The following is a 22,926-nucleotide window of genomic DNA, read 5'->3' as shown; positions in this document are numbered from 1 at the left end:
TCAATTTTTAGGGGGGACGGCCTGAGTAATCACGATCACATCCCGAGGGCGAGGTCGAAGTGAGTAACACTTATAATGATCTGAGTGCAGCACAACTGGTTGAGCTGGCACTGGAAAGACGCGAAGGCCAACTGGCCGCAAATGGTTCTCTGGTGGTCAAAACCGGTGAACGTACAGGCCGGTCCCCGAAAGACCGCTACATCGTCGAAGAGCCCAGTACCTCTGACGATATCCATTGGGGCCCCATCAACCGCCCGTTCGATGCGGACAAGTTTGATGCCCTCTGGGATCGCGTTGAAGCCTACATCGCCGAGAAAGACAGCTTTGTAAGCCAGGTACACGTTGGCTCCGACCCGGAACACTACCTGCCGGTGCGCATGACCACCGAAACCGCCTGGCAGAACCTCTTCGGCCAGAACCTGTTTATTCGCCCTGACAGCTTCAACCCGGCCGACAAGCAGGAGTGGCAGATCCTCAACGCCGCCAATTTTGAGTGCGTGCCCGAGCGCGATGGCACCAACAGCAACGGCTGTGTGATCATCAACTTTGCCAAGCGCAAGGTACTGCTGGCAGGCATGCACTACGCCGGCGAAATGAAAAAGGCGATGTTCTCCGTACAGAACTTCCTGCTGCCGGAAAAAGACGTGCTGCCCATGCACTGCTCCGCCAACGTTGGTGAAGACGGCGAAACATGCCTGTTCTTTGGCCTCTCCGGCACCGGCAAGACCACCCTCTCCGCCGACCCTGATCGCTTCCTGATCGGCGACGACGAGCATGGCTGGGGCCCCGGCACCGTCTTCAACATTGAAGGCGGCTGCTACGCCAAGTGCATCGACCTAAGCCAGAAGAACGAACCTATTATCTGGGACGCCATCCGCTTCGGTGCCATCGTTGAAAACGTCACCATCGACCCGGAAACCCGCGAGCCGGACTACACCGACGTCTCTCTCACCGAAAACTCCCGTTGCGCCTACCCGCTGGAGCACGTTGAGAAACGCGTTATTGAGAACCGCGCCGGCGAGCCGTCACACATCGTCTTCCTGACCTGCGACATGACTGGAGTACTGCCGCCCGTGTCCATCCTCAGCAAGGAAGCCGCGGCCTACCACTTCCTGAGTGGCTACACCGCGCTGGTGGGCTCCACCGAAATGGGCTCTTCGTCCAAGCTGAAAGCCACTTTCTCCACCTGCTTCGGCGCGCCTTTCTTCCCGCGCCCGGCCGGCGTCTACGCCGAGCTGCTGATGAAGCGCATGGATGAGTTTGGCAGCAAGGTCTTCCTGGTGAACACTGGCTGGACCGGCGGCCCCTACGGCGTGGGCGAGCGTTTCAGCATCCCCACCACCCGTGGCATCATCGCTGCCATCCAAAATGGCGACCTGGACGATGCCGAGACCGAGCACCTGCCCACCCTGAACGTGGACGTGCCGGTTGACGTACCGGGCGTGGACAACAACCTGCTGAACCCCCGCAACACCTGGGCCAGCAAGGAAGACTACGACGCCAAGGCCGCCGAGCTGATTGGCCAGTTCGTGGAAAACTTCAAGAAGTTTGATGTTTCCGACGCCATCGTGGAGGCCGGGCCGAAAGCGTAAGCCCGCCTTTACTGAAGAAAGCGCCCTGCTCTATGAGCACGGCGCTTTTTTTGTGCTCGGACAGCCAACCTGCCGCTGAACCATGAGCGTGAGGCCGATATGATTGGGAGAACGGTGACTGCCTCGATACTACATGGCAGCACGGTGAGGTGTAGGCTAAGCTGTTGTTTACCTTGATCGTTGACGCACGAACACACCGTGATTGGATGGAATCATGAAGCGGTCAAATCTGTGTGATCAATTTGAGCGCTATCGAACTGTTGTTAGCTGTGTGCATGTTCACTCGGAGAGGTTGAATTGAGAAAAGGAAAATTGCTGGACCCCAGAGCTCCTCAGATAAACTTACAAATACCAGAATCCGGTCCGGGAAATCACCCAATTGCTGTTGCGGCAGTGGCTGTCGCCAGTACAGTTGGCTTTATGCTTTTACTCTTCAATGAAGTGATTTTACCGGTCCGAACGGCAGATCTTGAGAAGGAGTTGGGAAACGTTACTAGAGAAGCGATAGAGCTCCGTGGCGAAGTCTCATCAAAAACGTCTCAGGTTGAGTCTTTAAATAAACAGTTGCGCTCAATACGCGATCAACTTTACGAACTCCAAACAGAGTCGTTGTTTGGCAAGAACAATCCTTTCCCACAGGGTTTACAAGATATTCGGCCGGGCAGTAGTCGAAAGGAGCTTGAAAATACATTCTCGCCCGAAACAATTGAAAAGACAGATAAAGGTTACTGGACGGTAAATCTGGAACACTCAATCTTCAAAAGTACAATATACTATTTTGATAATTCTAAAGACGATCAAGCCATATCCCACATAATGTATCGACTTGGGTTTAATCACAAATTTGGTAATGAGTTTTTACAGAATAAACTGGAAGATGCACTCGGAGCTCCGCGGCAATGGGAAGTGAAAGGTTATTATTCGTGGGAAACGAAACGACGCGCGGTATACAAGAGTGATCCTGATAGTTTTGTCGTGATGAACAAAGGAAGAATCCTAGCCTTGTGGCCTTCAAACTAGGATCGGTTTCAGCTGACAAGTCACTGTTGTCGGGCAATTTTTCCCGCCGCTTCGCGGTTCCATAATTGCCGCAAAGTTCTGCGTTATATTTGGGGAGTTAACAGCATATGGCGACCTTAATTGATAACTCTACAATATCGAGCGTTCAACGTGCGTTGGGATTCGTCCCAATCTCTGAGCCAAACCTGTTGGATATGGAGCATGTTGCGCTTGGTCGTTTCGTAGAGGCCTTTTTGCTCCATGATCAACTGGTCGTTCCTGACAATTACAAAGAAGAATTTTCCAAGCAGAGAAAAGATCTGCTAGAGCATCCATCGGTTAGTTTTGCACAGATTCCAAGTCAAAAAGACCGTGAATACATTGAAACAGCTTCGGGCTTGTCGGAAACCTGGACTGAAGCATTTCAAGCCCAAAAAGATAGCGGTCTATTTAGTCATTATTTTCAGCAGGTTCAGGCATTTAGCCACTTCCTCTGGGAACACTCTAGTTCAGAGTTTTTCTTGGTTTTTCGTGCGCTAGGAATCGATAAGGCTAACCCCCTTATAGAGGCTGTCTTAGCTGAAAATGTGGATTCCTTAACGGGCCCAAGGCTCAATATCCGAGGTACTGATGGGGCTCCCGTTCAATGGAAACGCCTTGCCCCACACGTTAAGAGGATGCTTACCGTTCTTGGGTGGCTTGGTAACCAATATGTGTGGCACCAAGTAATGGCTGCTGAGAATGGTCACAGCTACATGCCACACCCCTTGAGAGATTTCTTCGCAGCCGACTTTATGGGTCGAATAAAGTGCGGCGCTACAGACGCTTCTGAATTCTCGCGAGTATTTACGAAGGGTGTCACCAGATTCTCTGGCAAATTACCTGCCATCATTGAAGATCTGGGGCTATCGCCCGAATCATCAACACTAACCATTCATAGCCTCTTGCCGTTATTGATCCAAGAATCCAAGGATGGTTCGGACTTTATGAATGTGCTCAAGCAGATGAGAGATGAGAGTGACGTTAAATCGCTCAGATCAATGCTGTCAGAAGTGAATAATGGCATCGCGTCAGGTGATATTAGGCCTGCTCAGAAACTAAAAGCCGATATTGAAAAAATCGGGGAGAACATCTTAATCGAAAAGGGGTTAGAGAAACGGTACATCACGCTTTCCCCTCCTACTACCCTTTTAGGTATTGGGGTCAATGGTGATCCTGCTAGTCTGAAGTGCTCGTTACCCAGCGCCTTTTATAAGCAGTTCTTCGTTGGTAAGAGGTATCGAGTTTTTATAAAACGGACCCTAGAGGAGCTTGCTATTCCTTCAAAAATGGGGCAGCTCAAAGACAAGCTAAATGGATACGCAAGTATCGAGGGGGAAAGGTATCCCAAGTTCTACCTCAACCCAGATTATTCGCCATCGAAGTATCACAAGATATTTGAAGGCTCCGTGCTCAAAGCCGAATAAATATAACAATCGGCTGCACAGCGACCGATTTTCCGCCGCTTCGCGGCTCCAAACCGGCGCGTGATGAGCCGGGCGTTATAAATAGGAGGAGTAATGATCGAAGGGATCGAGGAATGGATACATCAGGTGAACTCCTCGCATAAAAAAGTGCGTCGGTCTTGCTCCGTCCTTGAAGAATACTTCAGTGGTTTTTACTCGCCTGATTTTCTCAAAACAGCGTTTTTCGTTGTTACCGACGAAATTCCGAAGCCTGATTTTCCAGAACTCCGAGAAGCAGGTCTAGGCGACTTCATCGACATGAACGTCGGAGGTATCACCTACAACGATACCTATTACATAAAGGTAGAGGCCGCAAACGAGCTTCGGCTTCACTTCCATGAGTTGGTTCATGTGGTGCAATGGCGAGAGCTCGCTCCCCAAGGATTCATAGAACGCTACATTCGAGAGATTCAAGATTTTGGGTATGATAACGCTCCGCTAGAAAAGATGGCCTATGCCTTAGATGGGTACTACCAAAGCAAGGGACGGCATCTCAGTGTTGAGCAGTTTGTCCGAGAACATTTATAACAATTCGCGTCACTCTGACTCACTTAAGTGCGCCGGTGCGCTCCGCGTTAGATTTTACGAGGCACTTTGTTCATGGCCGCTATTATTGAATGGCTAGATCATTGGCAAACAATGTTGGGGGCGATTTTTGGAGGCCTCATTGCATTAATCGCGGCTCTAATAGTTGCTCTAGCGCAAACCCGCAGGGAGCGGCGGACGGCGGCTATGTTAGTGTTTTCTGATCTTCTAGCCATTGTTACAGCGGCTCAAAATTTGCACACTCTTGCTGCCGATAGCAATGTATCTGACGAGAAATACCCGAGATGGCTTGCTGAAAAGCTATCGCTGCGTAGGCCGAAAATATCACCTTATTTTGAAGCTGAGATGGTTCGGTTGCTGGATGTAGATGTGTCACTTGCGGCCCACCTACATCTTTTCAGAATAAGCTTTTCAATAGTTGAAGATCGAGTTCTTGATTTGAAGGGTACGTTTACCGAGGACAGCTCCCGCTCACCGGGGGCTGTTAAAAAGCCTTCGCAACGAGATTCGGATGATTTTGAATCAATAGCGACTGAACTTGATCGTGCTGCAGGTCATGCTGACTACGCTATTCACTATTTAGAAAAGCTGGTTCTGAGCAAAATGCCCACGGTATCAAGACTGAGAATGTCGCTCTGCCGTTACCCAATTGAGAAAAAGAGCCGTGAGGTGCTGAAAACCGGGCAAATCTAACCATGCCAGGCCAACCTGGGCAAGCACGGTATCGATTTCGTGGCCGCCCAAGGGCTGTGGAAAGATCCGTACCTGCTGGAGATCCGCGCAAAATCAGAGGATGAACAGAGGGGTTTGCTGATAGGAAAGATTGGTGAAAAGTACTGGTCGGCTGTCGTCACGTACAGGGATGCTCGTATTCGTCTGATTTCAGTCAGACGTTCCCGCAAGAAGGAGGTTGAGCTCTATGAAAGCTAAAGACTTCGATAAAAAATTTGAAGAAGGTCAGAAAGATATCATCGATGACCTGGACCTGTCCTCTGCTCGCCGCGTTAATCAGGAACAAAAGCGAATCAACGTCGATTTCCCGGCTTGGGTTGTCGAGTCGTTGGATCGTGAGGCTGCACGCATTGGCGTTACCCGCCAATCGATCATCAAGGTGTGGCTGGTGGAGCGTTTGCAGGCAGAATCTGCTAATAAACCGCTCTATGGTGACGCCACAGGCGGCGCACATTAGCGGAGCGTTATGCAGCATTGCCATGTCACGCTGACAAGCGTCACGTGGCACAATACACTCCTTCTCTGACAAACGAACCCAAGAACTTTACTCCAAGGGCAAGTCAAAGAAATTTCCTGCGGATGTTGCACCGAGAGCCGCTAGAAAACTTGAATACGTGGATCTGGCCGTGTAGCTGGAGGATTTGAAAGTGCCGCCTGGCAATCGCCTTCACCCGCTGTCGGGAAACAGGCAGGGGCAGCACGCAATTTCAATCAATGATCAGTGGCGTATCTGTTTTCGTTTTGAAGATGGCGATGCGTATGAAGTCGAAGTGTGTGACTACCACTGAGTGAGGTGATGACTATGGCTATTCTTAATACTGCCGGCATGCAGCGCAAGCCGACCCACCCTGGCGAGATGCTGAGGGAGGATTTCCTTCCGGACTATGGCCTTTCCGTTGCCGGGTTGGCTGAATCTCTGGGTGTTTCTCGCCAGTCAGTTAATGAATTACTGCGCGAACGTCGTGCTGTCAGTCCTGAAATGGCGCTCAGGCTTGCCCGTTTGTTTGGTAATTCGCCGGAATTCTGGCTGAATGCGCAGCGATCTGTTGATCTTTGGACGGCCGCTCAGTCGGTCAAGGAAGAAGTGGATCGAATCAAGCCGCTACATACTGCATAACAACGGCGCTATGAATCAGTACGTCCCACTCAACCGTTCCTGCAACGGTCCCACCACCGCATCCAGAAATTGCCGCACTCGCGGTGACAGCAAACGGCTGTGCGGAAACACGAACTGCACCGGCAACGCCGGGGCATTGTATTCCGCCAACACGGGTACCAAAGTGCCGCGCTTAAAATCCTCCTGCGCCTGGTAGCCCAACACCCGGCATATGCCCAGGCCATCCCGGGCGGCGGCGAGTTCGGTGTCAATCTGGTTGGCGCTGACTACGGGATGAATGCGCTGCTCCCACAGCTCTCCCTCTACCTGAAACTGCCACACCTCGCCGGCAGGCGTGAACCCCACGGTCGGCCAGTCTGATAGCTGCTCGGGATGACTGGGCAGGCCGCGCTGTTCGATGAGCTCAGGGCTCGCACAGAGTACATAGGGCGTACTGCCGACCTGTCTCGCCACCAGTGAGCTGTCAGCCAGGTGACCAATGCGCAGGGCCAGATCAAAACCTTCCTCGATCACATCGACGATGCGGTCGAGCAGGATCAGTTCCGCGCTCATGGCGGGGTTCTGTTTCAGCCATTGGTTCAGTAATGGTGCGATGTGCAGACGGCCAAACGTTACAGGCGCAGTGATCGTCAGCTTGCCAGCGGGGTCGGCGCGCCGGCTGTCCAGTTGGAACTCTGCGGTCTGGATGTCCGCCAGAATACGGCGGCAGTGATCGAGGTATTCGCGCCCCTCATCAGTAAGCGCGATACGGCGGGTGCTGCGATTGAGCAAGCGAACACCAAGGTGCTGCTCCAGACTGGCGAGGGTTCGCACGACAGCGGCCGGGGATCGGTCCAGTTTGTCAGCGGCTGCGGAGAGGCTGCCCTGATCCACAATGGCGACAAAGGTACTCATGGCTTTGAGTTTGTCCATCGGCGGGCACCGTCACAGCGTGTGGCAGGGATTTGTGCAAAAACCTGAATAATCCTAACAGGTGGACGGCATTTATTGAATCCGCGTTGAGGCGTTTACTGGTGGCACAACGTCATTCATTCGGAGTCCGTCATGAAACAACCTCAGCCGATTCGTCAGTACGATCACGTCGGTATCCGGGTCAGCGACCGCCAACAGGCCGTGGCCTTCTATGAACAACTCGGGTTTCAGGAGGTACGCCGCTTCGACAAGTACGAAGCCAATGAAATGGAAACGCCAGACGGCGTGCGCATCAACCTGATCTTCAACGCTACGCGTTTGCCTCACGGCCGGAACGTGTTGCTGGATGAGCCGGTCAAGCTACCCGGTGTAACCCATCCCGCCTTCGTGGTCGATGATCTTTACGCACTGAAAGACTGGCTTGATCGGGCAGGCATTGCCATTACCGAAGGCATTCATCGTCTCGGCCCACGCCGGATCACGCTGTTTATCCGTGATCCCGACAGGAACGTACTGGAGTTCAACCAGTTATTGCCTGAATCAGGGCCTGCCAGCACACCCACCAGCAACAACCATTAACGCTCAGGAAGCACATGCCATGAAACTATACGATCTGGAATTGTCCGGGAACTGCTACAAAGTTCGTCTGTTTGCTGCATTAGCAGGCATTGATCTGGAACTGGAACCGGTGGATCTCCCGGGTGGCGATCACAAACAATCACCGTTTATCGCACTCAATCCCTGGGGCCAGGTGCCGGTATTGGCCGATGATGGCGTTGTTCTGCGCGACTCTCAGGCGATTCTGGTGTATCTGGCTCGCCAATACGGCGGCAACCAATGGTGGCCAGACGGCGCAGCACAGCAGGGCGAGGTCATGCAGTGGCTGTCGACCGCCGCCAACGAGATTCACGCTGGCCCGAACGCCGCCCGTTTGATCGACAAGTTCGGGTACCCGCTGGACAAGGCGCGCGCACTGGAAGTCAGTGCTAAAGTTCTTCCGTTGATCGAGAAACATCTCAGCGAACATCCATGGCTGGCACTGGGCCGGCCCACCATTGCCGACTGTGCCGTGTTTCCTTACGTCGCAACGGGCTGGGAAGGTGGCGTAACACTCGAGCGATACCCAGCCATCCAGGCCTGGATCGACCGTATAAAATCGCTGCCTGGATACATCGGGATGCCAGGGATTAAATAAGGTTTAAGACTCCACGACGATAACAATAATCGCTATGCTTTGATCTGGGTGGCAGAACAATGCAATCTACGCAGATCCAGGCACTTAAATCGTCCTGTCTTGGAATGGAGTCTGTACATGCAGCCAAAAGACGTCGTGGAGCAGTTCATCGCCGATACCCGTGCTCATCGCTTTGATGAGGCAAAAGCGTGGCTGGTTGCCGACGGGTTTGAATATGTTGGGCCCAACATGCATTTCCTCAGTCCGGATGACATGTTGTCCTACCAGTTCGGTATGGCCGCCATCCAGAAAGACCTCGTCCTCCGGCAGCTCAGTGCCGACGGGGAGCACGTATTCGCGATTCTGGATTACCAGACCCACTTTGAACCGATTGGGGATGTGCGGCTGGCCGTCTGGTTCCGCGTGCGCAACGATAAGATCCAGACCGTTGAAGCCTTCTACAATGCGGCGGTGGTTGAGAACATGCTGGGAGGCAACCTGCCTTCCGCCAACTGAAAATGGTAGCTGCGCCAAAGCTACCTTCTAGGGACGGTAAAAATCATGCACAGAGTTCTGATGGCGTGTTTCATTTTTTCGGTAGCTGGATGCAGCAACAAGGCCGTTTACGACAACATCCAGCACAACAACCGACAGGAATGTAATACGGTTCCGCCGGCTCAGTACGAAGAGTGTATGGCGCGCTCCAACAAATCGTACGATGAGTACGAGAGGGAACGGGAAGCCGTCGTCGAGGGAGATTAGGGACATGAGAGAAACCGGAAAGATCAACTATGTTGAACTCCCTTCACGGGATCTTGACGTCACGAAACGGTTCTTTGCCAGCGCGTTTGGCTGGTCGTTTGTAGACTACGGGCCGGAATACGTTGCTATTGAGAATGCCGGGCTGGACGGTGGCTTCTTCAAATCGGATAAGGTCGCCACCACCAGCAACGGAAGTGCCCTGATAGTCCTCTACAGTGCCGACCTGGAAGCCACCCTTGAAAAAGTGACGTCCTCGGGCGGTGCCATCGTGCAGGACATTTTTTCATTTCCGGGCGGTCGCCGTTTTCATTTCTCGGACCCCAATGGCAATGAGTATGCCGTTTGGTCAGAGCCAGTGGTGTAAACAATCTTTAGGAGCCCCAAATGCCAAGGAAGACATTGCGCAATATCAGCTTGCTAGCACTTTCCACCCTCCCTGACCTGACGTTAGCCGGCCAGCCCACGGCTTCAGACTACCTCGGCAGCAAGCCTTTGCTTCTCGAAATCCGCTACTGTGAGTGTCGTGCCACCACCCCTAACGGCGCCCCAGGCGATGTGCTGCCAGAGTTTCTGGATGAGTCAAGGGTTCTAAGGGTGGGAGCAGTCACAACCGAACACAGTAACTTTGTTGCTTCGCGGGCACTCTCCATGGGATATGAGATCAGCCCGGTGGAAAAGCCCTCTGGTTCATTCCAGCTCACCTATGCCAGTGAATACACAACCCGTGATGGCAACCTCGCGGGCCAGGGGACGCTGGTACTGGAAGCAGGCCAATGGGTGAGTCTTTTCGAATCCCATCACCAAACTAAAGCCGGGGCGAAGCATGCCGGTGTTGCGATTCGGCTGGTGGATCAAAGCTCCTCCCAATAGCCCAATAGAGAGAAAAGCAGTCGATGATACGAATTCCTTTTCCCCAGGCACCGGACTACCCGGCAGTTGAACCTGGTTTCAATGGACCAAAGGTGGCGGCGATTCACGGCCTTATGGGCCATGACCTTATGCGGAAACACCTGCTTCGCATGATGAAGGAGTCCGGTTACCACGACACAACGATGTACAGCCATATGCATCCCACGAAAGCCATCGCGGACGATTTAAGCGAAGCAGCTGGCGCCAACCGCAGAATAGCCATCGTCGGCTATAGTCAGGGCGGTTTCGAGGCGATCAAGGTGGCACGTGAACTCGCCCGGCGTGACATCACAGTCGACCTGGTTGTGACCATTGCGGCAGGCGGCCTGGGCCGAACGTTGCCGGCCCAATGGGGATTCAACCCCCGCAAGGCGCCGGCCAACGTCTTCAGGTGCCTTAATTTTTTCTCAGAGGGCGACCGGCTTGGGTCCGATCAAAAGCCTGAGCGCAACCTGATGAAAGCCAGCCAATCAGGCCAGTACGTTGAGAATATTGTTTTCCCGAAGGACGAACACATATCCCACATTCGATTGGTCATTTGCTACCCGGAATCGCGAGTGCATCCTACCGTCAGGGCCCGGTTGCTGGATCCGCTGCAAAATGAACTGGCGTCGTTGACCCGCCAGCATCATGTTTCCGGCAATGCTGAACGCGCCTCGAAGTAATCCGCCGATTTTACCTCTTCGTTCATGCTGGCGAGCCCCAGCTTTCGAAGCTCTGAGGTTTCCATCGCTTTTTTCATCAGCATCCGGCTATTACGCCCGGAGTTGGGGAACACGCTCTGCCCGGCTCGAAGTTCAAGTGTAACGCCACTTTCTGTTTCCGTCGGAAGATTCCGAAGGCGCTGATACAGGTCTTTGTGTTTGTCGTCTGCGGGGTTTGTCACGAGCAACACGAACGCACTGGTTGAATGGCGTGCCAGGTAGGTTCCTTCATCGAAGGCTGTCCTCACGGTTCTGGCCAGGGCGGCTATTGCGTCTTCAGCTTGGTTGTCGGGAATCTCCCGATGGTTGGCAACCTCCAGGTAGAGCACAGCGAACTCGTGTTTGTCGGTTTCACTCCTTGCCAGTTCCTTGACCAGATGATTCGCCAGGCTGGCCCGGTTGGGCAGTCCTGTGGTCGAATCGTACAGTGCTTTGCGCTCGACACGCCGGGATTCCTCCAGCGCCTGGATTTCAGCGTTCCGGCGCTGCTTGACGTCATTGGCGGAGGCAAAAAGAGCGACCAGGATCAATACGCCACTGAACAGGGCCAGCGGGGCACCCAGCCAATCACCCGATAGCAGATTGTCTGCAGCGGGCATGGCGTTTTCAGGATAGATCATGGCAGCCATGCCCGTGTAGTGCATTCCACAGATAGCCACGCCCATGGCCAGGGCGGCGCCGAGCTGGAGGGCGGTTCCTTTGAGGCCTTGTACTGACTGCAAGCGGCGGCAAATGAACATGGCCACACCCGAGGCCCCGACCGCAATGACAACGGAAGCACTGAACAGAACCGGGTCGTAGCGCATCCCCGGCTCCATCTCCATGGCCGCCATGCCGACGTAATGCATGGACGTAATACCGCCGCCCATGAACAGGCTGCCGATAACGATCTGCAGCGGGCCCGCGCGGTCCTTGCCGATGATATGCAGGGCCAGTCCCGAAGCACCCACAGCGGCAACCCAGGAAATCAGGGTAATGGTGAGGTCGTAGCTCATTTCCATCGGCATCACATAGGCCTGCATGCCTACGAAATGCATGACCCAGACCCCGGTTCCCATCGTCAGAGCCCCGAGCGCCAGCCATAGCCTGGCTTTTGCCTGTTCGAGCGTAGCAAGCTGTGCGCCGAAGTAGAGCGCGCTGTACGATGCCAGTACCGCAACCACAAAGGAGGCGGCCACCAGGGTGTAATCGTAATATCCCGTCATTCTGAAACCCGTTTTTCTGGATGAACACTGTTCACGACCGGTTTCGCCAATGGCCAAACTGCCGTGAAATGAGAAATTCATCAGAGATACGGGGCTCTTGCGCTACCGTTTCATCGACAATGTGAATTTTCGTGAAATGTCTAACGGGGACAGCAAATTACCACTGCTCCCGGTCCTCCGCACTTTCCTCAGCTTCTACCTCGGCCTTGCGTTCCTGGATCTTTTTCATCTTTTCGTCAGAGATCTTCATACTGTTGGCGCTGTCCCGCAGCACGAAGAGGCTGCCGACCACCAGGGCCAGCGCGACTATGACAAAAACCCATCCGATAAGTGGCATGGCTTGGCTCCTTCATTGAACCCATTTACCTTATAGTGGACCACACGCCTTCAACCCGACAACCGGATTCCGGAAATTACGATGTCCTTCTCCAGAATTTACAATCAGGCAGCCGCCCGCAAAGGCGGCGAAGTCGAGCTACGCGCCATATTGCCCCGGGTTGCGGCGCCCGGTGAGCTTGAAGCCATGGGTGACGACCGCTACCTGTCCGAGGTCACACGCTGCGTCTTCAAGGCCGGTTTCGTGTGGCGAGTGATCGAGAACAAGTGGCCGGGATTTGAAGATGCCTTCAAGGGGTTCGTGCCGCTGTACTGGCAGCAGGTTCCGCCAGAAGTGCTGGAGGATCTGGCACAGGATGAACGCATTGTGCGCAACATGCAGAAAATTCGCACGGTGCCGGACAACGCCCGGATGATTGTGGATGGCGCCCGTGAGCACGGTGGCTTTGGAGCCTTCCTGAGCCAGTGGCCTTCGCACGATCAGGTCGGCTTGCTGATGTGGTTCAAACGCCACGGTGCCCGCCTCGGCGGCAACACCGCCCAATATTTCCTGCGTCGGGTAGGCTGGGATGGGTTTATCCTGTCGTCGGATGTGGCCGCCGGGTTGCATCGGGAGGAACGGCTGGATGCCAGCCCCGGCAGCAAAAAGGCCTTGATGCAGGCACAGCAGGCCTTCAACGACTGGCATAAGGAAACTGGCCTGCCCTACAGCCACCTGTCGCGAATTCTGTCTTACTCAGTGGGAGATTAGATGCGTTCCGCCCTGTTAATGCTCGCCCTTTGGTTGATGACCTCCACGCTTTCTCTGGTCCACGCCAACCCGTTGCTTGAGGCGGTGAAAACCGTGGAACAGCGCCTGGACGCACGCGTGGGCATCGCCCTCTATGATTCCGGGACTGGAGAATCCTGGGACTATCACGGCGATGACCGTTTCCCCATCACAAGCACCTTCAAAACCCTGGCCTGTGCGGCGTTGCTGGCAAAGGTGGATAACGGCACTGTTGATCTGGATCGGCGAGTGATCTTCAGCAAGGACGATCTGGTGACCTATTCACCGGTCACTGAGACACGTGTAGGGGAAGAGGCAGGTATGAGTTTGCGGGAGCTGTGTGAAGCGACCATGGCCACCAGCGACAACACCGCCGCCAATCTGGTACTGGGGGCCATTGATGGCCCCGACGGCGTTACCGCGTATGCACGCGATCTGGGCGATACCGTTACGCGGCTGGACCGGACGGAAACCTCACTCAATGAGGCCACGCCGGGCGACCTGCGAGATACCACAAGTCCCAAGGCGATGGTCGCGAACCTCCGCAAATTGGTACTTGGTGAGGCGCTATCCAAAGGTTCCCGGGATACTCTGGTTACCTGGCTCAAAGGCAACCGTGTCAGTGACAACTTGCTCCGGGCAGCGATACCACCGGACTGGACAATCGGAGACCGCTCTGGAGCCGGCGGCCACGGCTCCCGTTCAATCACTGCCGTGCTATGGCCACCCCATCGCCCGCCTCTGGTGATCGCGATCTATATAACGCAAACCGGTGCGTCTTTTGATGAACGTAATGGCGCTATCAGAGACCTCGGGGGCGCTATTGTGAAGCACTTCTGATCGCCAGCAACAGCTGCCGGCCTGTCAGAATTCTTTACACACTGCCTTCAAGGTTGCGCTCAAAAATCATCGTGGCATCTGAATTCAAGGAGAATTTTTGACAGTGGCCCACATGTTGCCTTTATCAGTGCAGATCAACACTGATGACCATTAAGGAAAGGCCACATGAGCATTATCAACCGTATCGCCACACTGGGCATCCTTGCCGCAGGCCTCGCATTCGCCGCTCCGGCAACCGCTAACCTGATCGAGAATGGCAGCTTCGAAAACCCCAACGTGACTACGGGCACCTGGCAGTTTTTTACATCTGACCAGGTCGCTGGCTGGACCGGCAGCAACATTGAAATCTGGGAGAGTGGCTTCAACAGCGTGAACGCTTATGACGGCAGCCAGTTTGCCGAGCTGAATGCCCACCCGGACATGGATGGCCCATTTGGCATCTACCAGACCATTGATACCACCATTGGCCAGCGTTATGACCTGAGCTTTGCTTACCGCGCTCGCCAGAACAACTCTGAAAGCTTCATGTTGTCCCTGATTTCCAATGGAAACAGTGCCGATTCGCTGCTGAATGATCATGTAACGAGTGGTTGGAGCATCTTCTCAGGAAGCTTCATTGCCAGCGCTCTGGAAACCACCATCAAGTTCACTTCCGTGAGCCCGGATGGCACCGTCGGCAACTTCCTCGACGACGTAAGAGTAACCGCACAGGTCCCTGAACCGGGCACGCTGGCGCTGATGGGGCTAGGTCTGCTCGGCCTGGGCTTTCGCCGTCGCCGCTAGTCGCTGGCTAAAAAAACGCTCGACCTCTAAAAGGGCCCCGTAATGATGATTGCGGGGCCCTTTTTGCCATCATCGCCTGCCAATGGCAGGATAAGCGCTTTCCGTTGTCATGCTGAAGGGCGCTATGAATCCCACCATTGAGCTTCTTAAATCACACCGTTCAATCCGCAAGTTCCAGAACCGCAGGATTCCCCGCGAGCTGTTCGAGGAACTGATCCGGGCTGGCCAGAGCGCCGCTACGTCCAGTCATGTGCAGGCTTACTCCATTATCCATGTGGTCGATCCGAACAACCGAGAGGCCCTTGCGGAGTTGAGTGGCGGCCAACGCTATGTGGCGGAAAGTTCAGATTTTCTGGTGTTCTGCGCAGACATGAAACGGGCCACGGATGCCGCGGAACGCGCAGGTGCCGAGGTAGTCCGCGGGATGACCGAGCAGTTGCTGGTGGCCAGCATCGATACTGCCCTGGTGGCCCAGAACGTTGCCACCGCAGCAGAATCGGCGGGGCTGGGCCTGTGTTATATCGGGGGCATACGTAACAACCCAGCGGAGGTGAGCGAGCTACTACGTCTGCCGGAGCATGTATATCCGGTGTTCGGTATGTGCCTGGGGTATCCGGACCAGGCACCCGAGGTGAAACCGAGACTGCCACTGGCGTCCATCCTCAAAGAGGATTATTACCAAAGCGAACGCGATCCGGAACTGGTGGCGGAATTCGACACCACCATGAACACCTATTACCAGGCCCGCACCGGGGGCACCAAGGACACCAACTGGTCGCAACAGCTGAAACCACTGTTTACATCCAAGTTGCGCCCCCACATGCGGGATTTCCTGCGCGGCAAGGGCTTCGAGATGAAGTAATCAGGATCGCCGGGAGACTTACCCCGGCGCACCTACCAGCGAGCGGTAGACATCCACCATCGCCAGGGTGACCGCTGTGCGGCTACGCACGGCCGCATCCCGGGTGGCGGTGAACTCCTGTTCCGCCGTCAGCACCTCGAAATAGCCGATAAACCCTTCTTCATAGCGAGCCCGGGCCAGTTCCACGGCGTGCTCGGCATTATTCATCGCCTGTTCCAGCCGCTCTTCCCGCTGTTGCGCTCGCTGATAACGCACCAGCCGCGTTTCTGCCTCTTCCAGGGCCTCCAGCACCGTTTGCTGGTAGCTGGCCAATGCCGCACGGCTATCGGCTCCTGCCGCCTCGATACGGGATTTGACCCGGTCGTGGTCCAGGAAAGTCCAGTCAATGCCCAGGGCAACGCGTCGGGTTTCCGCCGGACCGGTGAACAGATCGCTGGTGTCGCCGGCAACGGAACCGATTAGCCCGCTCAGGGTAAAGCGAGGGAACAAGTCAGCGGTGGCCACCCCAATGCGGGCGGTGGAGGCCGCCAGGCGTCGCTCAGCAGCGGCGATATCCGGGCGGCGGCGCAGAACTTCCCCCGGGCTATCCACGGGAATCGTCGGCAGGGTTTCCGGCAGCGCTCCACGAGGTGACAGCGTATCGACAAGCGCCATCGGCGGCTGGCCCGTCAGCACGGAAATGCGGTGCATGGCCCCTCGTATCCCCGCCTGCAGGGTGGGCAATTCGGCCCGGGTCCGTTCCAGTTGGGCACGGGCACGGACCTGATCAAACTCGGTACCACGCCCGGCCTTTACCCGGGCTTCCACGATGTCCAGTGACTGCTGCTGCAAAGCCACACTCTGCAGGGCAACCTGATACTGCTGCTGAAGGCCTCGCAGCTCAAAATAGCTGCTGGCCAACTGGCCCGCGATGGCTACCTGAACGGCACCGAGATCGGCACCGGCTGCCTCCAGTTCCGCCCTTTGGGCCTCCGTCGCACGGCGAAGGCGCCCGAACAGATCCAGCTCCCAACTGGCGGCAACGCCAGCCTGGTAACGCTGCACCCGTTCTGGCCCGGCACCGGGGGGAGATTGCTCAATATCCGCAAGATACTGTTCGGCGCCAGAGGCGCTGGCCGTGACGCTGGGCCATTGATCCCGCTCGGCGCCATACAGCAGGGCGGCCGCGCGCTCATAGCGAGCGACGGCGCCTTCCAGACTGAGGTTGGCGGCCAGGGCATCATCAATCAGGCGTGCCAGCAAAGGATCATCAAATCCCTGCCAGAAACGCTGCTGATCGGTTCCACCGGCAACCATGGTTCGCCCTTCCGAAAACGCATTCGGTTCCGGCGTCGTCGGGGCCTGGTAATCTGGGCCCACGGCGCATCCTGTTAACAGGGCCAGAGCCCCCGTCATGGTGATGACTTTAAGCATGGCTACCTCCTGGCAATGCGTCTTCGCTATCGCCGTCATCGGAAGACAGTGTGGATGTATGATGGCTCTTCAGCGGGTGGCTTCCAGAAAGCTTGCGCAGCGCCACGTAGAACACCGGAGTCAGGAACAGGCCAAACAGGGTGACCCCGATCATGCCGGCAAATACGGCCGTGCCCAGAGCCTCACGCACCTCGGCGCCCGCGCCGGTGGCCAGCACCAGGGGCACAACCGCAGCGGTAAAGGTGATGGAGGTCATGATGATGGGCCGCAGCCGCAACCGGCAGGCTTCCAGCGCCGCCTCCACAATGCTCCGCCCCTGAAGCTCCAGTTCGCGGGCAAATTCCACGATCAGGATGGCGTTCTTGCAGGCCAGGCCAATCAACACCACCAGACCCACCTGGACAAAGATATTGTTGTCCCCGTCGCTAAACCACACGCCGATCAATGCCGAGAGCATGCACATGGGCACGATGAGGATCACCGCCAACGGCAGGGTCCAGCTCTCATAAAGCGCTGCCAAAACCAGGAACACCAGCAGGATGGCAAGCGGGAACACCACCAGCGCGGCATTACCCTGGGTGGCCTGCTGATAGCTCAGGTCGGTCCATTCAAACGCCATTCCGGCTGGCAGCACCTGGTCCGCCAGCGCTGTCAGCGTATCCATGGCCTGGGCCGATGACAGCACCCTTGGGTCCGCCTCCCCGGCGATATCCGCTGCGGGGTAGCCGTTATAACGCAATACCGGGTCCGGTCCGAAGCTCTGGCGAATGTTCACCATCGAGCCGATCGGCACCATCTCGCCCTGGTCGTTACGGGTGCGCAGGCGGGCAATGTCCTCCACGCTGTCGCGGTAGGGGGCGTCTGCCTGGGCGATGACCTGCCAGGTACGGCCAAACCGGTTGAAGTCGTTGACATAGGTGGACCCCAGGTAGGTCTGCAGGGTGTCGAACACTTCAGTCAGGGGCACGCCCTGGGCCTTGGCCTTGAGCCGGTCCACTTCCGCATCCAGTTGCGGCACATTGGCCTGGTAACTGGTGATGGGATACCCCATGCCCGGTGTCTGGCTGATGGCCCCCTGGAACTGGTTCACCGCGTTCTGCAGGGCCCCGTAACCGAGATTCCCACGGTCCTCGATGAACAACTGATAGCCGGAGCCATTACCCAAGCCCAGGATCGGCGGTGGCATGAAGGAGAAGGCAAAGCCTTCTTTCAGCCCACTGATTCTCTGGTTGATCTGGGCGTTGATCTCCCCGGCACTGAGGCTGCGCTCGTCAAACGGTTTCAGGGGAAAGAACACCACACCGGTGTTGGAGGTGTTGGTGAACTGCAGTGCGTTCAGGCCGGGAAATGCCACGGCGTTGGCCACACCTTCGGTTTCCATGGCGATGTCGGTGACTTTCTGTAGCAATTGATCGGTACGCTCCAGGGAGGCCCCTTCCGGCAGTTTCACGCCCGCCATCAGATAGAGCTTGTCCTGGATGGGGATGAAGCCCGGCGGCACCGCCTTGAACATCAGCCCGGTACCCGTCAGCAACAGCGCGTATACCACAAACACCGCACCGCGCCGGCGCAGGGAGCTGGACACGCCACCCTGATACTTCTCGGCGCTGGCGTTGAAGAAGCGGTTAAAGGGCCGGAACAGCCAACCAAACAACGCGTCGATCACACGCTGCAGCCGATCCTTGGGGGCGCTGTGAGGTTTCAGCAGCATCGCCGCCAGCGCCGGCGACAGGGTCAGCGAATTGATGGTGGAAATTACCGTGGAAATGGCAATGGTCACCGCAAACTGCCGGTAGAACTGGCCGGTAACCCCGGAGAGGAACGCCATGGGAATGAACACGGCGCACAGCACCAGACCGATCGCAATGATAGGGCCAGAGACCTCCTTCATGGCCTGATGAGCCGCCGCCAGCGGTTTCAGGCCTTCCTCGATGTTACGCTCGACGTTCTCCACCACCACGATGGCGTCGTCCACCACGATACCGATCGCGAGCACCAGGCCGAACAGCGTCAGGGTATTGATGGAGTAGCCCAACAGGTACAGCGCGCCGAAGGTGCCAATGACCGACACTGGTACCGCCAGCAACGGGATAATCGACGCCCGCCACGTCTGCAGGAACAGCGTGACCACCAGTACCACCAGCAACACCGCCTCCAGAAGGGTGGCAATGACCGCCTTGATGGAATCGCTGACGAAGATCGTAGTATCGTAAACCGCCTCATACTCCACCCCTTGCGGGAAGCGGGCAGACAGTTCATCCATAGTGGCGATCACTTCGTCGCGGATCTCCAGGGCGTTGGCGCCCGGCGCCTGGAAAACACCCAGGGCCACCGCATCCTTGCCATCCAGTTGCGAGCGCAGGGTGTAGTCACCGGCCCCCATTTCCAACCGGGCCACGTCTTCCAGGCGCAGAATCTCGCCGTTGTCACCGCGCTTGAGCACGATGTCACCAAACTCTTCCACGGTTTCAAGTCGGCCACGGGCGTTGATCAGTGTCAGGAAGTCGCTGTCCGGCACCGGTTCCGCGCCAATCTGGCCGGCAGACACCTGTACGTTCTGCTCACGCATGGCGCGGACGACATCGCTCGCCGTCAGGCCACGGGCCGCAATACGGTCCGGGTCCAGCCAGGCGCGCATGGCGTAATCACCGCCACCGAATATCTGCGCGTCGCCAACGCCCTGAATCCGGGCCAGTCGGTCGCGCACATGCAACCGCGCGTAATTACGCAGGTAGAGCGTATCGTAGGTGCCGTTCGGTGATGTCAGGTGCACCACCATCAGGAACGTGGGCGACTGCTTCTGGGTGGTCACACCCTGGCGCCGAACCTCCTCCGGCAGCCGGGCCTGGGCCTGGCTGACACGGTTTTGCACCCGCACGGTGGCCTCCTCAGCGTCGGTGCCTGGCCGGAAGGTGACGGTCATCTGAAGAACGCCGTCCGAGCCCGCCACAGACTTGAAGTACATCATGTCTTCGACACCACTGATGGCTTCTTCCAGCGGTGTGGCCACGGTTTCGGCAATTTCCTTGGGGTTGGCGCCAGGGTAGACGGTGCGCACGACCACCGACGGAGGCACCACTTCCGGGTACTCGCTGACCGGCAGGTTCGGAATCGAAATCAACCCGATGGCAAAGATGATGATGGACAGCACCGCCGCAAATATCGGCCGGTCGACAAAGAATCGGGAGATATTCATTGCGCCAGCTCCTGGGCGACGGCAACGGTGCCTTCTCCCTGGTCGGATTCTTTCATGGCAACCAGCTGCGGCTTGACTTGCATACCAGCGCCAAACACCTTCTGCACACCATTGATGATCACAAGATCGCCATGGTTGAGACCTTCACGGATCACCTGGAGATCATCCACCTGACGGCCAGTAGTGACCTGCCGGGGCGCAACCCGATCCTGTTCATCCACCACGTAGACGAAACGACGGTCCTGATCGGTCAGCACCGCCTTGCGGTTGACCAGCAGTGCCTGGTCCAGCTCGGCCACGGGCATTTCCACACGGGCAAACTGGCCGGGTTTAATCAGGCCGTCCGGGTTGTTGAGCACGGCACGGTACTGCAGGGTGCCGGTCCCCGGATTCAGGTGATTGTCGACGAAATCCAGCTTGCCCTGGTACTGACGGCCATCCTCGCCACCCAGTGAAATGCGCACATCCCTGGGCTGACCATTGGCAAGCAGCTGCTGGCTACTGAACGCCGATTGCTCATCGGCCTCGAAATACACGTGCACCGGGTCTACCGAAACTACCGTGGTGAGCAGGCTCTGGTCGGCGTTCGCCAGGTTGCCCTGGGTCACCAGGGCCCTGCCAGTCCGGCCACTGACGGGTGCAGTTACACGAGTGTACTGCAGGTTCAGCTCGGCGGTATCCAGCGCGGCCTGGGCAGCCTGTACACGGGCCCGGGCGCTCATCAACGCGGTATTGCGCTGATCGTATTCCTCACGGGATATTGCCCGGCTTTCCAGCAGCGTCTTGGCCCGGCCGGCTTCACTTCTGGCCAGATCAAGCTGGCTGTTGGCCAGCGCCAGTTCGGCACTCGCCGCCTGCTTTTGGGCTTCGTACGGACGTGGATCTATCTGGAACAACAGCTCGCCGGCCTGCACCAGTTCGCCTTCCTCAAAGGCCACCTTGTCGATGTAGCCACTGACGCGAGGCCGCAAGTCCACCGTTTCCGGCGATGCCACACGGCCTGTGAATGATTCCCAGAGAGTGACCGGTTCCACGACCACTTCCGCCACATCCACCTCCGGCGGAGGCGGCATGCTTGCAGCTTCATCGCTTTGCGCCTCGCAGCCGGTCAATAAAACAGTGATCGCTACAGCCAGGCCCAGTAAACGGCCAGACCCTCTGAACGGTTTTGCAGTCAGACTTTCCATGGTTTCTCGCTCCGCTATCGGGTTCACCTTGTGGGCGTTCCCGTTTTTGCCAAGTAATCGGTTGGATCGCTTGTTAAGTCGCTTGGGGTAAAACGAATTCGACACGAAGCTTATTTCCTCAAGTTAACTTGAGGTCAATAACCTTGAATCGAGATGCTGGCTATGGGCGACATAGCGCCGGTTAATCGGATCGGGTAATGTTTACCCAACGGGAGCACAACAATATCCAGTGGAAGGCATAAAGCGGTATCGGGTTACTGCGGGAAGCTTGCCCGATTCTGCCGGCATGGTTTATGCCGGAGAGGCCGGGTTGCCAATTTCTGCGTGGTCATTGCCTGATCCTGCAGAAAATGCCTGAGAACCCGTACAGTTCAGGTTATGAAGGATTATACTGCCGCCAAAGGGAGACCCACCGATGACTGCCAACGTTCCTGAGATTTCCGGAAATCTCACGCTCAATCTGCAGCAACAGCTCGCCCGTGTCGCCAGTCAATGGACGACACACCAGGGCATTCAGGGTTCAGCCATTGATGGCTTGGAATTGATACGCTGCAACGAACCGTCCAGCTGCGGTTCCAGTGTCTATGAACCTTCATTGTGTTTCGTGATTCAGGGCACCAAGACCATCCAATTGGGTGACCGCGAGATCACCTACCAGCCCCTGTCCTATCTGGCCAGTTCAGTCCACCTGCCTGTACTGGGGCGAATTGTTGATGCCTCGGAGGAACACCCCTATCTGGCGGTAAAGCTCAAGGTAGACCCTCAGGAAGTGGCGGAGCTGGTGCTCGAACTGGGTGACAAGGCACCCCCGCTGCACCCGACCGAATCCTGCCCGGAGGTGCAATGCGGCCTGTGTATGTCGTCGATGGATGAACGGATGCAGAGCGCGCTCTACCGGCTGCTCAGCCTGCTGGATTCGCCCGGTGATATTCCTATTCTGGCACCCCTGGCTCGGCGGGAAATCATTTATCGCGCTCTGATTGGCGAGATGGGGTCACGGATGCGTAAGTTTGCGGCCGCTGATTCCCAGGCACACCGCATTTCCACGGTTATCTCGACGTTGAAGGATCATTACGCCGAACCGCTACGAATCAGTGAACTGGCGGAAGCGGCCAATATGAGCGAATCCACCCTGTACCATAGTTTCAAGCAGGTGACCCGGATGTCGCCACTGCAGTTCCAGAAGAAGCTGCGTCTGCATGAGGCCCGGCGCCTGATGCTGACCGAGGGGCTTGAGGCTGCCACCGCCAGCTATCGGGTGGGTTACGAAAGCCCTTCGCATTTCAGCCGCGAGTACAGCCGCCTGTTCGGTGCACCGCCCAGGGCCGACGTTACGCTTCTGCGTGGCGAACACCGGACCGCAGAGCCAGTTTGACCCCTCAC

Annotated in this window: 27 protein-coding genes; 21 read left to right on the top strand and 6 right to left on the bottom strand. The window is 56.5% G+C overall.

What is annotated here, in order from left to right:
- The first annotated feature begins 59 nt into the window (after nt 1–59).
- The 9 genes from SIC19_RS11500 to SIC19_RS11460 all read left to right on the top strand — a co-directional run bounded on the left by SIC19_RS11500 (nt 60) and on the right by SIC19_RS11460 (nt 6,491).
- Entirely contained in the window at nt 60–1,592 is a 1,533-nt protein-coding gene (locus SIC19_RS11500) for a phosphoenolpyruvate carboxykinase (protein WP_075195801.1), read from the top strand.
- 297 nt (nt 1,593–1,889) lie between these two features.
- Nucleotides 1,890–2,612: a hypothetical protein gene (locus SIC19_RS11495; protein WP_127401940.1), complete on the top strand. Its 723-nt coding sequence runs from the start codon at nt 1,890–1,892 to the stop codon at nt 2,610–2,612.
- A gap of 107 nt (nt 2,613–2,719) precedes the next feature.
- Nucleotides 2,720–4,057 carry a hypothetical protein gene (locus SIC19_RS11490; RefSeq protein WP_075195803.1) on the top strand — a complete coding sequence of 446 codons (1,338 nt, stop codon included), beginning with the start codon at nt 2,720–2,722 and terminating at the stop codon, nt 4,055–4,057.
- A 93-nt stretch (nt 4,058–4,150) separates the two neighbouring features.
- Nucleotides 4,151–4,624, top strand: coding sequence for a hypothetical protein (locus SIC19_RS11485; protein WP_075194716.1), 474 nt, complete (start codon nt 4,151–4,153; stop codon nt 4,622–4,624).
- Nucleotides 4,625–4,696: 72 nt separating this feature from the next.
- Nucleotides 4,697–5,335 (top strand): hypothetical protein, encoded by a 639-nt coding sequence (locus SIC19_RS11480; protein ID WP_075194715.1) that lies wholly within the window; start codon nt 4,697–4,699, stop codon nt 5,333–5,335.
- A gap of 39 nt (nt 5,336–5,374) precedes the next feature.
- Entirely contained in the window at nt 5,375–5,572 is a 198-nt protein-coding gene (locus SIC19_RS11475; RefSeq protein ID WP_252971365.1) for a BrnT family toxin, read from the top strand.
- On the top strand, nt 5,562–5,831 hold the full coding sequence (gene brnA, locus SIC19_RS11470; RefSeq protein WP_075194713.1) for a type II toxin-antitoxin system BrnA family antitoxin: 270 nt from the start codon (nt 5,562–5,564) through the stop codon (nt 5,829–5,831). The genes SIC19_RS11475 and brnA overlap by 11 nt, the downstream gene beginning before the upstream one ends.
- Nucleotides 5,832–6,021: 190 nt before the next feature.
- Complete coding sequence (locus SIC19_RS11465) at nt 6,022–6,162, top strand: type II toxin-antitoxin system RelE/ParE family toxin (RefSeq protein WP_228712267.1); 141 nt, start codon at nt 6,022–6,024, stop codon at nt 6,160–6,162.
- A gap of 14 nt (nt 6,163–6,176) precedes the next feature.
- Nucleotides 6,177–6,491, top strand: a complete 315-nt coding sequence (locus SIC19_RS11460; RefSeq protein ID WP_075194712.1) for a HigA family addiction module antitoxin — start codon at nt 6,177–6,179, stop codon at nt 6,489–6,491.
- 15 nt (nt 6,492–6,506) lie between these two features.
- Here SIC19_RS11460 and SIC19_RS11455 read toward each other — a convergent pair whose 3' ends face one another.
- Nucleotides 6,507–7,403, bottom strand: a complete 897-nt coding sequence (locus tag SIC19_RS11455; protein ID WP_075194711.1) for a LysR family transcriptional regulator — start codon at nt 7,401–7,403, stop codon at nt 6,507–6,509.
- Nucleotides 7,404–7,535: 132 nt separating this feature from the next.
- Here SIC19_RS11455 and SIC19_RS11450 point away from each other — a divergent pair, with 132 nt between their 5' ends.
- From SIC19_RS11450 to SIC19_RS11420, 7 genes are all read left to right on the top strand, one after another.
- Nucleotides 7,536–7,982 (top strand): VOC family protein, encoded by a 447-nt coding sequence (locus SIC19_RS11450; protein WP_075194710.1) that lies wholly within the window; start codon nt 7,536–7,538, stop codon nt 7,980–7,982.
- Between the two features lie 19 nt (nt 7,983–8,001).
- Nucleotides 8,002–8,598, top strand: coding sequence for a glutathione S-transferase family protein (locus tag SIC19_RS11445; protein ID WP_075194709.1), 597 nt, complete (start codon nt 8,002–8,004; stop codon nt 8,596–8,598).
- A 117-nt stretch (nt 8,599–8,715) separates the two neighbouring features.
- Nucleotides 8,716–9,093 (top strand): nuclear transport factor 2 family protein, encoded by a 378-nt coding sequence (locus tag SIC19_RS11440; RefSeq protein WP_041333026.1) that lies wholly within the window; start codon nt 8,716–8,718, stop codon nt 9,091–9,093.
- A gap of 45 nt (nt 9,094–9,138) precedes the next feature.
- Nucleotides 9,139–9,339, top strand: coding sequence for a hypothetical protein (locus SIC19_RS11435; RefSeq protein ID WP_036211335.1), 201 nt, complete (start codon nt 9,139–9,141; stop codon nt 9,337–9,339).
- 4 nt (nt 9,340–9,343) lie between these two features.
- Nucleotides 9,344–9,703 carry a VOC family protein gene (locus SIC19_RS11430; RefSeq protein WP_075194708.1) on the top strand — a complete coding sequence of 120 codons (360 nt, stop codon included), beginning with the start codon at nt 9,344–9,346 and terminating at the stop codon, nt 9,701–9,703.
- Between the two features lie 20 nt (nt 9,704–9,723).
- A complete protein-coding gene (locus SIC19_RS11425) occupies nt 9,724–10,209 on the top strand; it encodes a hypothetical protein (RefSeq protein ID WP_127401941.1) in 486 nt (161 codons plus the stop codon).
- A 23-nt stretch (nt 10,210–10,232) separates the two neighbouring features.
- Complete coding sequence (locus tag SIC19_RS11420; RefSeq protein WP_052479407.1) at nt 10,233–10,913, top strand: hypothetical protein; 681 nt, start codon at nt 10,233–10,235, stop codon at nt 10,911–10,913.
- Here the strand turns inward: SIC19_RS11420 and SIC19_RS11415 are convergent.
- Together SIC19_RS11415 and SIC19_RS11410 are read right to left on the bottom strand one after the other, a co-directional pair.
- On the bottom strand, nt 10,877–12,157 hold the full coding sequence (locus SIC19_RS11415) for an MHYT domain-containing protein (RefSeq protein WP_158498352.1): 1,281 nt from the start codon (nt 12,155–12,157) through the stop codon (nt 10,877–10,879). The two genes, SIC19_RS11420 and SIC19_RS11415, sit on opposite strands and share 37 nt — an antisense overlap.
- Nucleotides 12,158–12,314: 157 nt before the next feature.
- Nucleotides 12,315–12,494, bottom strand: coding sequence for a DUF2897 family protein (locus SIC19_RS11410; RefSeq protein ID WP_036211340.1), 180 nt, complete (start codon nt 12,492–12,494; stop codon nt 12,315–12,317).
- 81 nt (nt 12,495–12,575) lie between these two features.
- Between SIC19_RS11410 and SIC19_RS11405 the strand changes: the two genes are divergently transcribed.
- The 4 genes from SIC19_RS11405 to nfsA all read left to right on the top strand — a co-directional run bounded on the left by SIC19_RS11405 (nt 12,576) and on the right by nfsA (nt 15,747).
- The gene (locus SIC19_RS11405; RefSeq protein WP_041333014.1) at nt 12,576–13,244 is read left to right on the top strand and encodes a DNA-3-methyladenine glycosylase I; all 669 of its coding nucleotides are present in this window, start codon (nt 12,576–12,578) and stop codon (nt 13,242–13,244) included.
- Nucleotides 13,245–14,102: a class A beta-lactamase gene (gene bla, locus SIC19_RS11400; RefSeq protein WP_075194707.1), complete on the top strand. Its 858-nt coding sequence runs from the start codon at nt 13,245–13,247 to the stop codon at nt 14,100–14,102.
- A 165-nt stretch (nt 14,103–14,267) separates the two neighbouring features.
- Entirely contained in the window at nt 14,268–14,885 is a 618-nt protein-coding gene (locus SIC19_RS11395) for a PEP-CTERM sorting domain-containing protein (RefSeq protein WP_083637149.1), read from the top strand.
- A 124-nt stretch (nt 14,886–15,009) separates the two neighbouring features.
- Nucleotides 15,010–15,747 (top strand): oxygen-insensitive NADPH nitroreductase, encoded by a 738-nt coding sequence (nfsA, locus tag SIC19_RS11390; RefSeq protein ID WP_041336492.1) that lies wholly within the window; start codon nt 15,010–15,012, stop codon nt 15,745–15,747.
- 18 nt (nt 15,748–15,765) lie between these two features.
- On the opposite strand, the gene SIC19_RS11385 is transcribed toward nfsA, so the two are convergent.
- The 3 genes from SIC19_RS11385 to SIC19_RS11375 are packed head-to-tail and all read right to left on the bottom strand — an operon-like array spanning nt 15,766 to nt 21,648.
- Complete coding sequence (locus tag SIC19_RS11385) at nt 15,766–17,160, bottom strand: efflux transporter outer membrane subunit (RefSeq protein ID WP_075194706.1); 1,395 nt, start codon at nt 17,158–17,160, stop codon at nt 15,766–15,768.
- Nucleotides 17,153–20,356: an efflux RND transporter permease subunit gene (locus tag SIC19_RS11380; RefSeq protein WP_075194705.1), complete on the bottom strand. Its 3,204-nt coding sequence runs from the start codon at nt 20,354–20,356 to the stop codon at nt 17,153–17,155. The genes SIC19_RS11385 and SIC19_RS11380 overlap by 8 nt, the downstream gene beginning before the upstream one ends.
- On the bottom strand, nt 20,353–21,648 hold the full coding sequence (locus SIC19_RS11375; RefSeq protein WP_228712268.1) for an efflux RND transporter periplasmic adaptor subunit: 1,296 nt from the start codon (nt 21,646–21,648) through the stop codon (nt 20,353–20,355). The genes SIC19_RS11380 and SIC19_RS11375 overlap by 4 nt, the downstream gene beginning before the upstream one ends.
- Nucleotides 21,649–21,958: 310 nt before the next feature.
- Here SIC19_RS11375 and SIC19_RS11370 point away from each other — a divergent pair, with 310 nt between their 5' ends.
- The gene (locus SIC19_RS11370; protein WP_036211352.1) at nt 21,959–22,918 is read left to right on the top strand and encodes an AraC family transcriptional regulator; all 960 of its coding nucleotides are present in this window, start codon (nt 21,959–21,961) and stop codon (nt 22,916–22,918) included.
- Nucleotides 22,919–22,926: the final 8 nt, after the last annotated feature.

This window comes from Marinobacter sp. MIT930201 (genome assembly GCF_047122665.1).
Taxonomy (GTDB): Bacteria; Pseudomonadota; Gammaproteobacteria; order Pseudomonadales; family Oleiphilaceae; genus Marinobacter; species Marinobacter salarius.
This window is presented reverse-complemented; position numbering and strand designations above follow the sequence as displayed.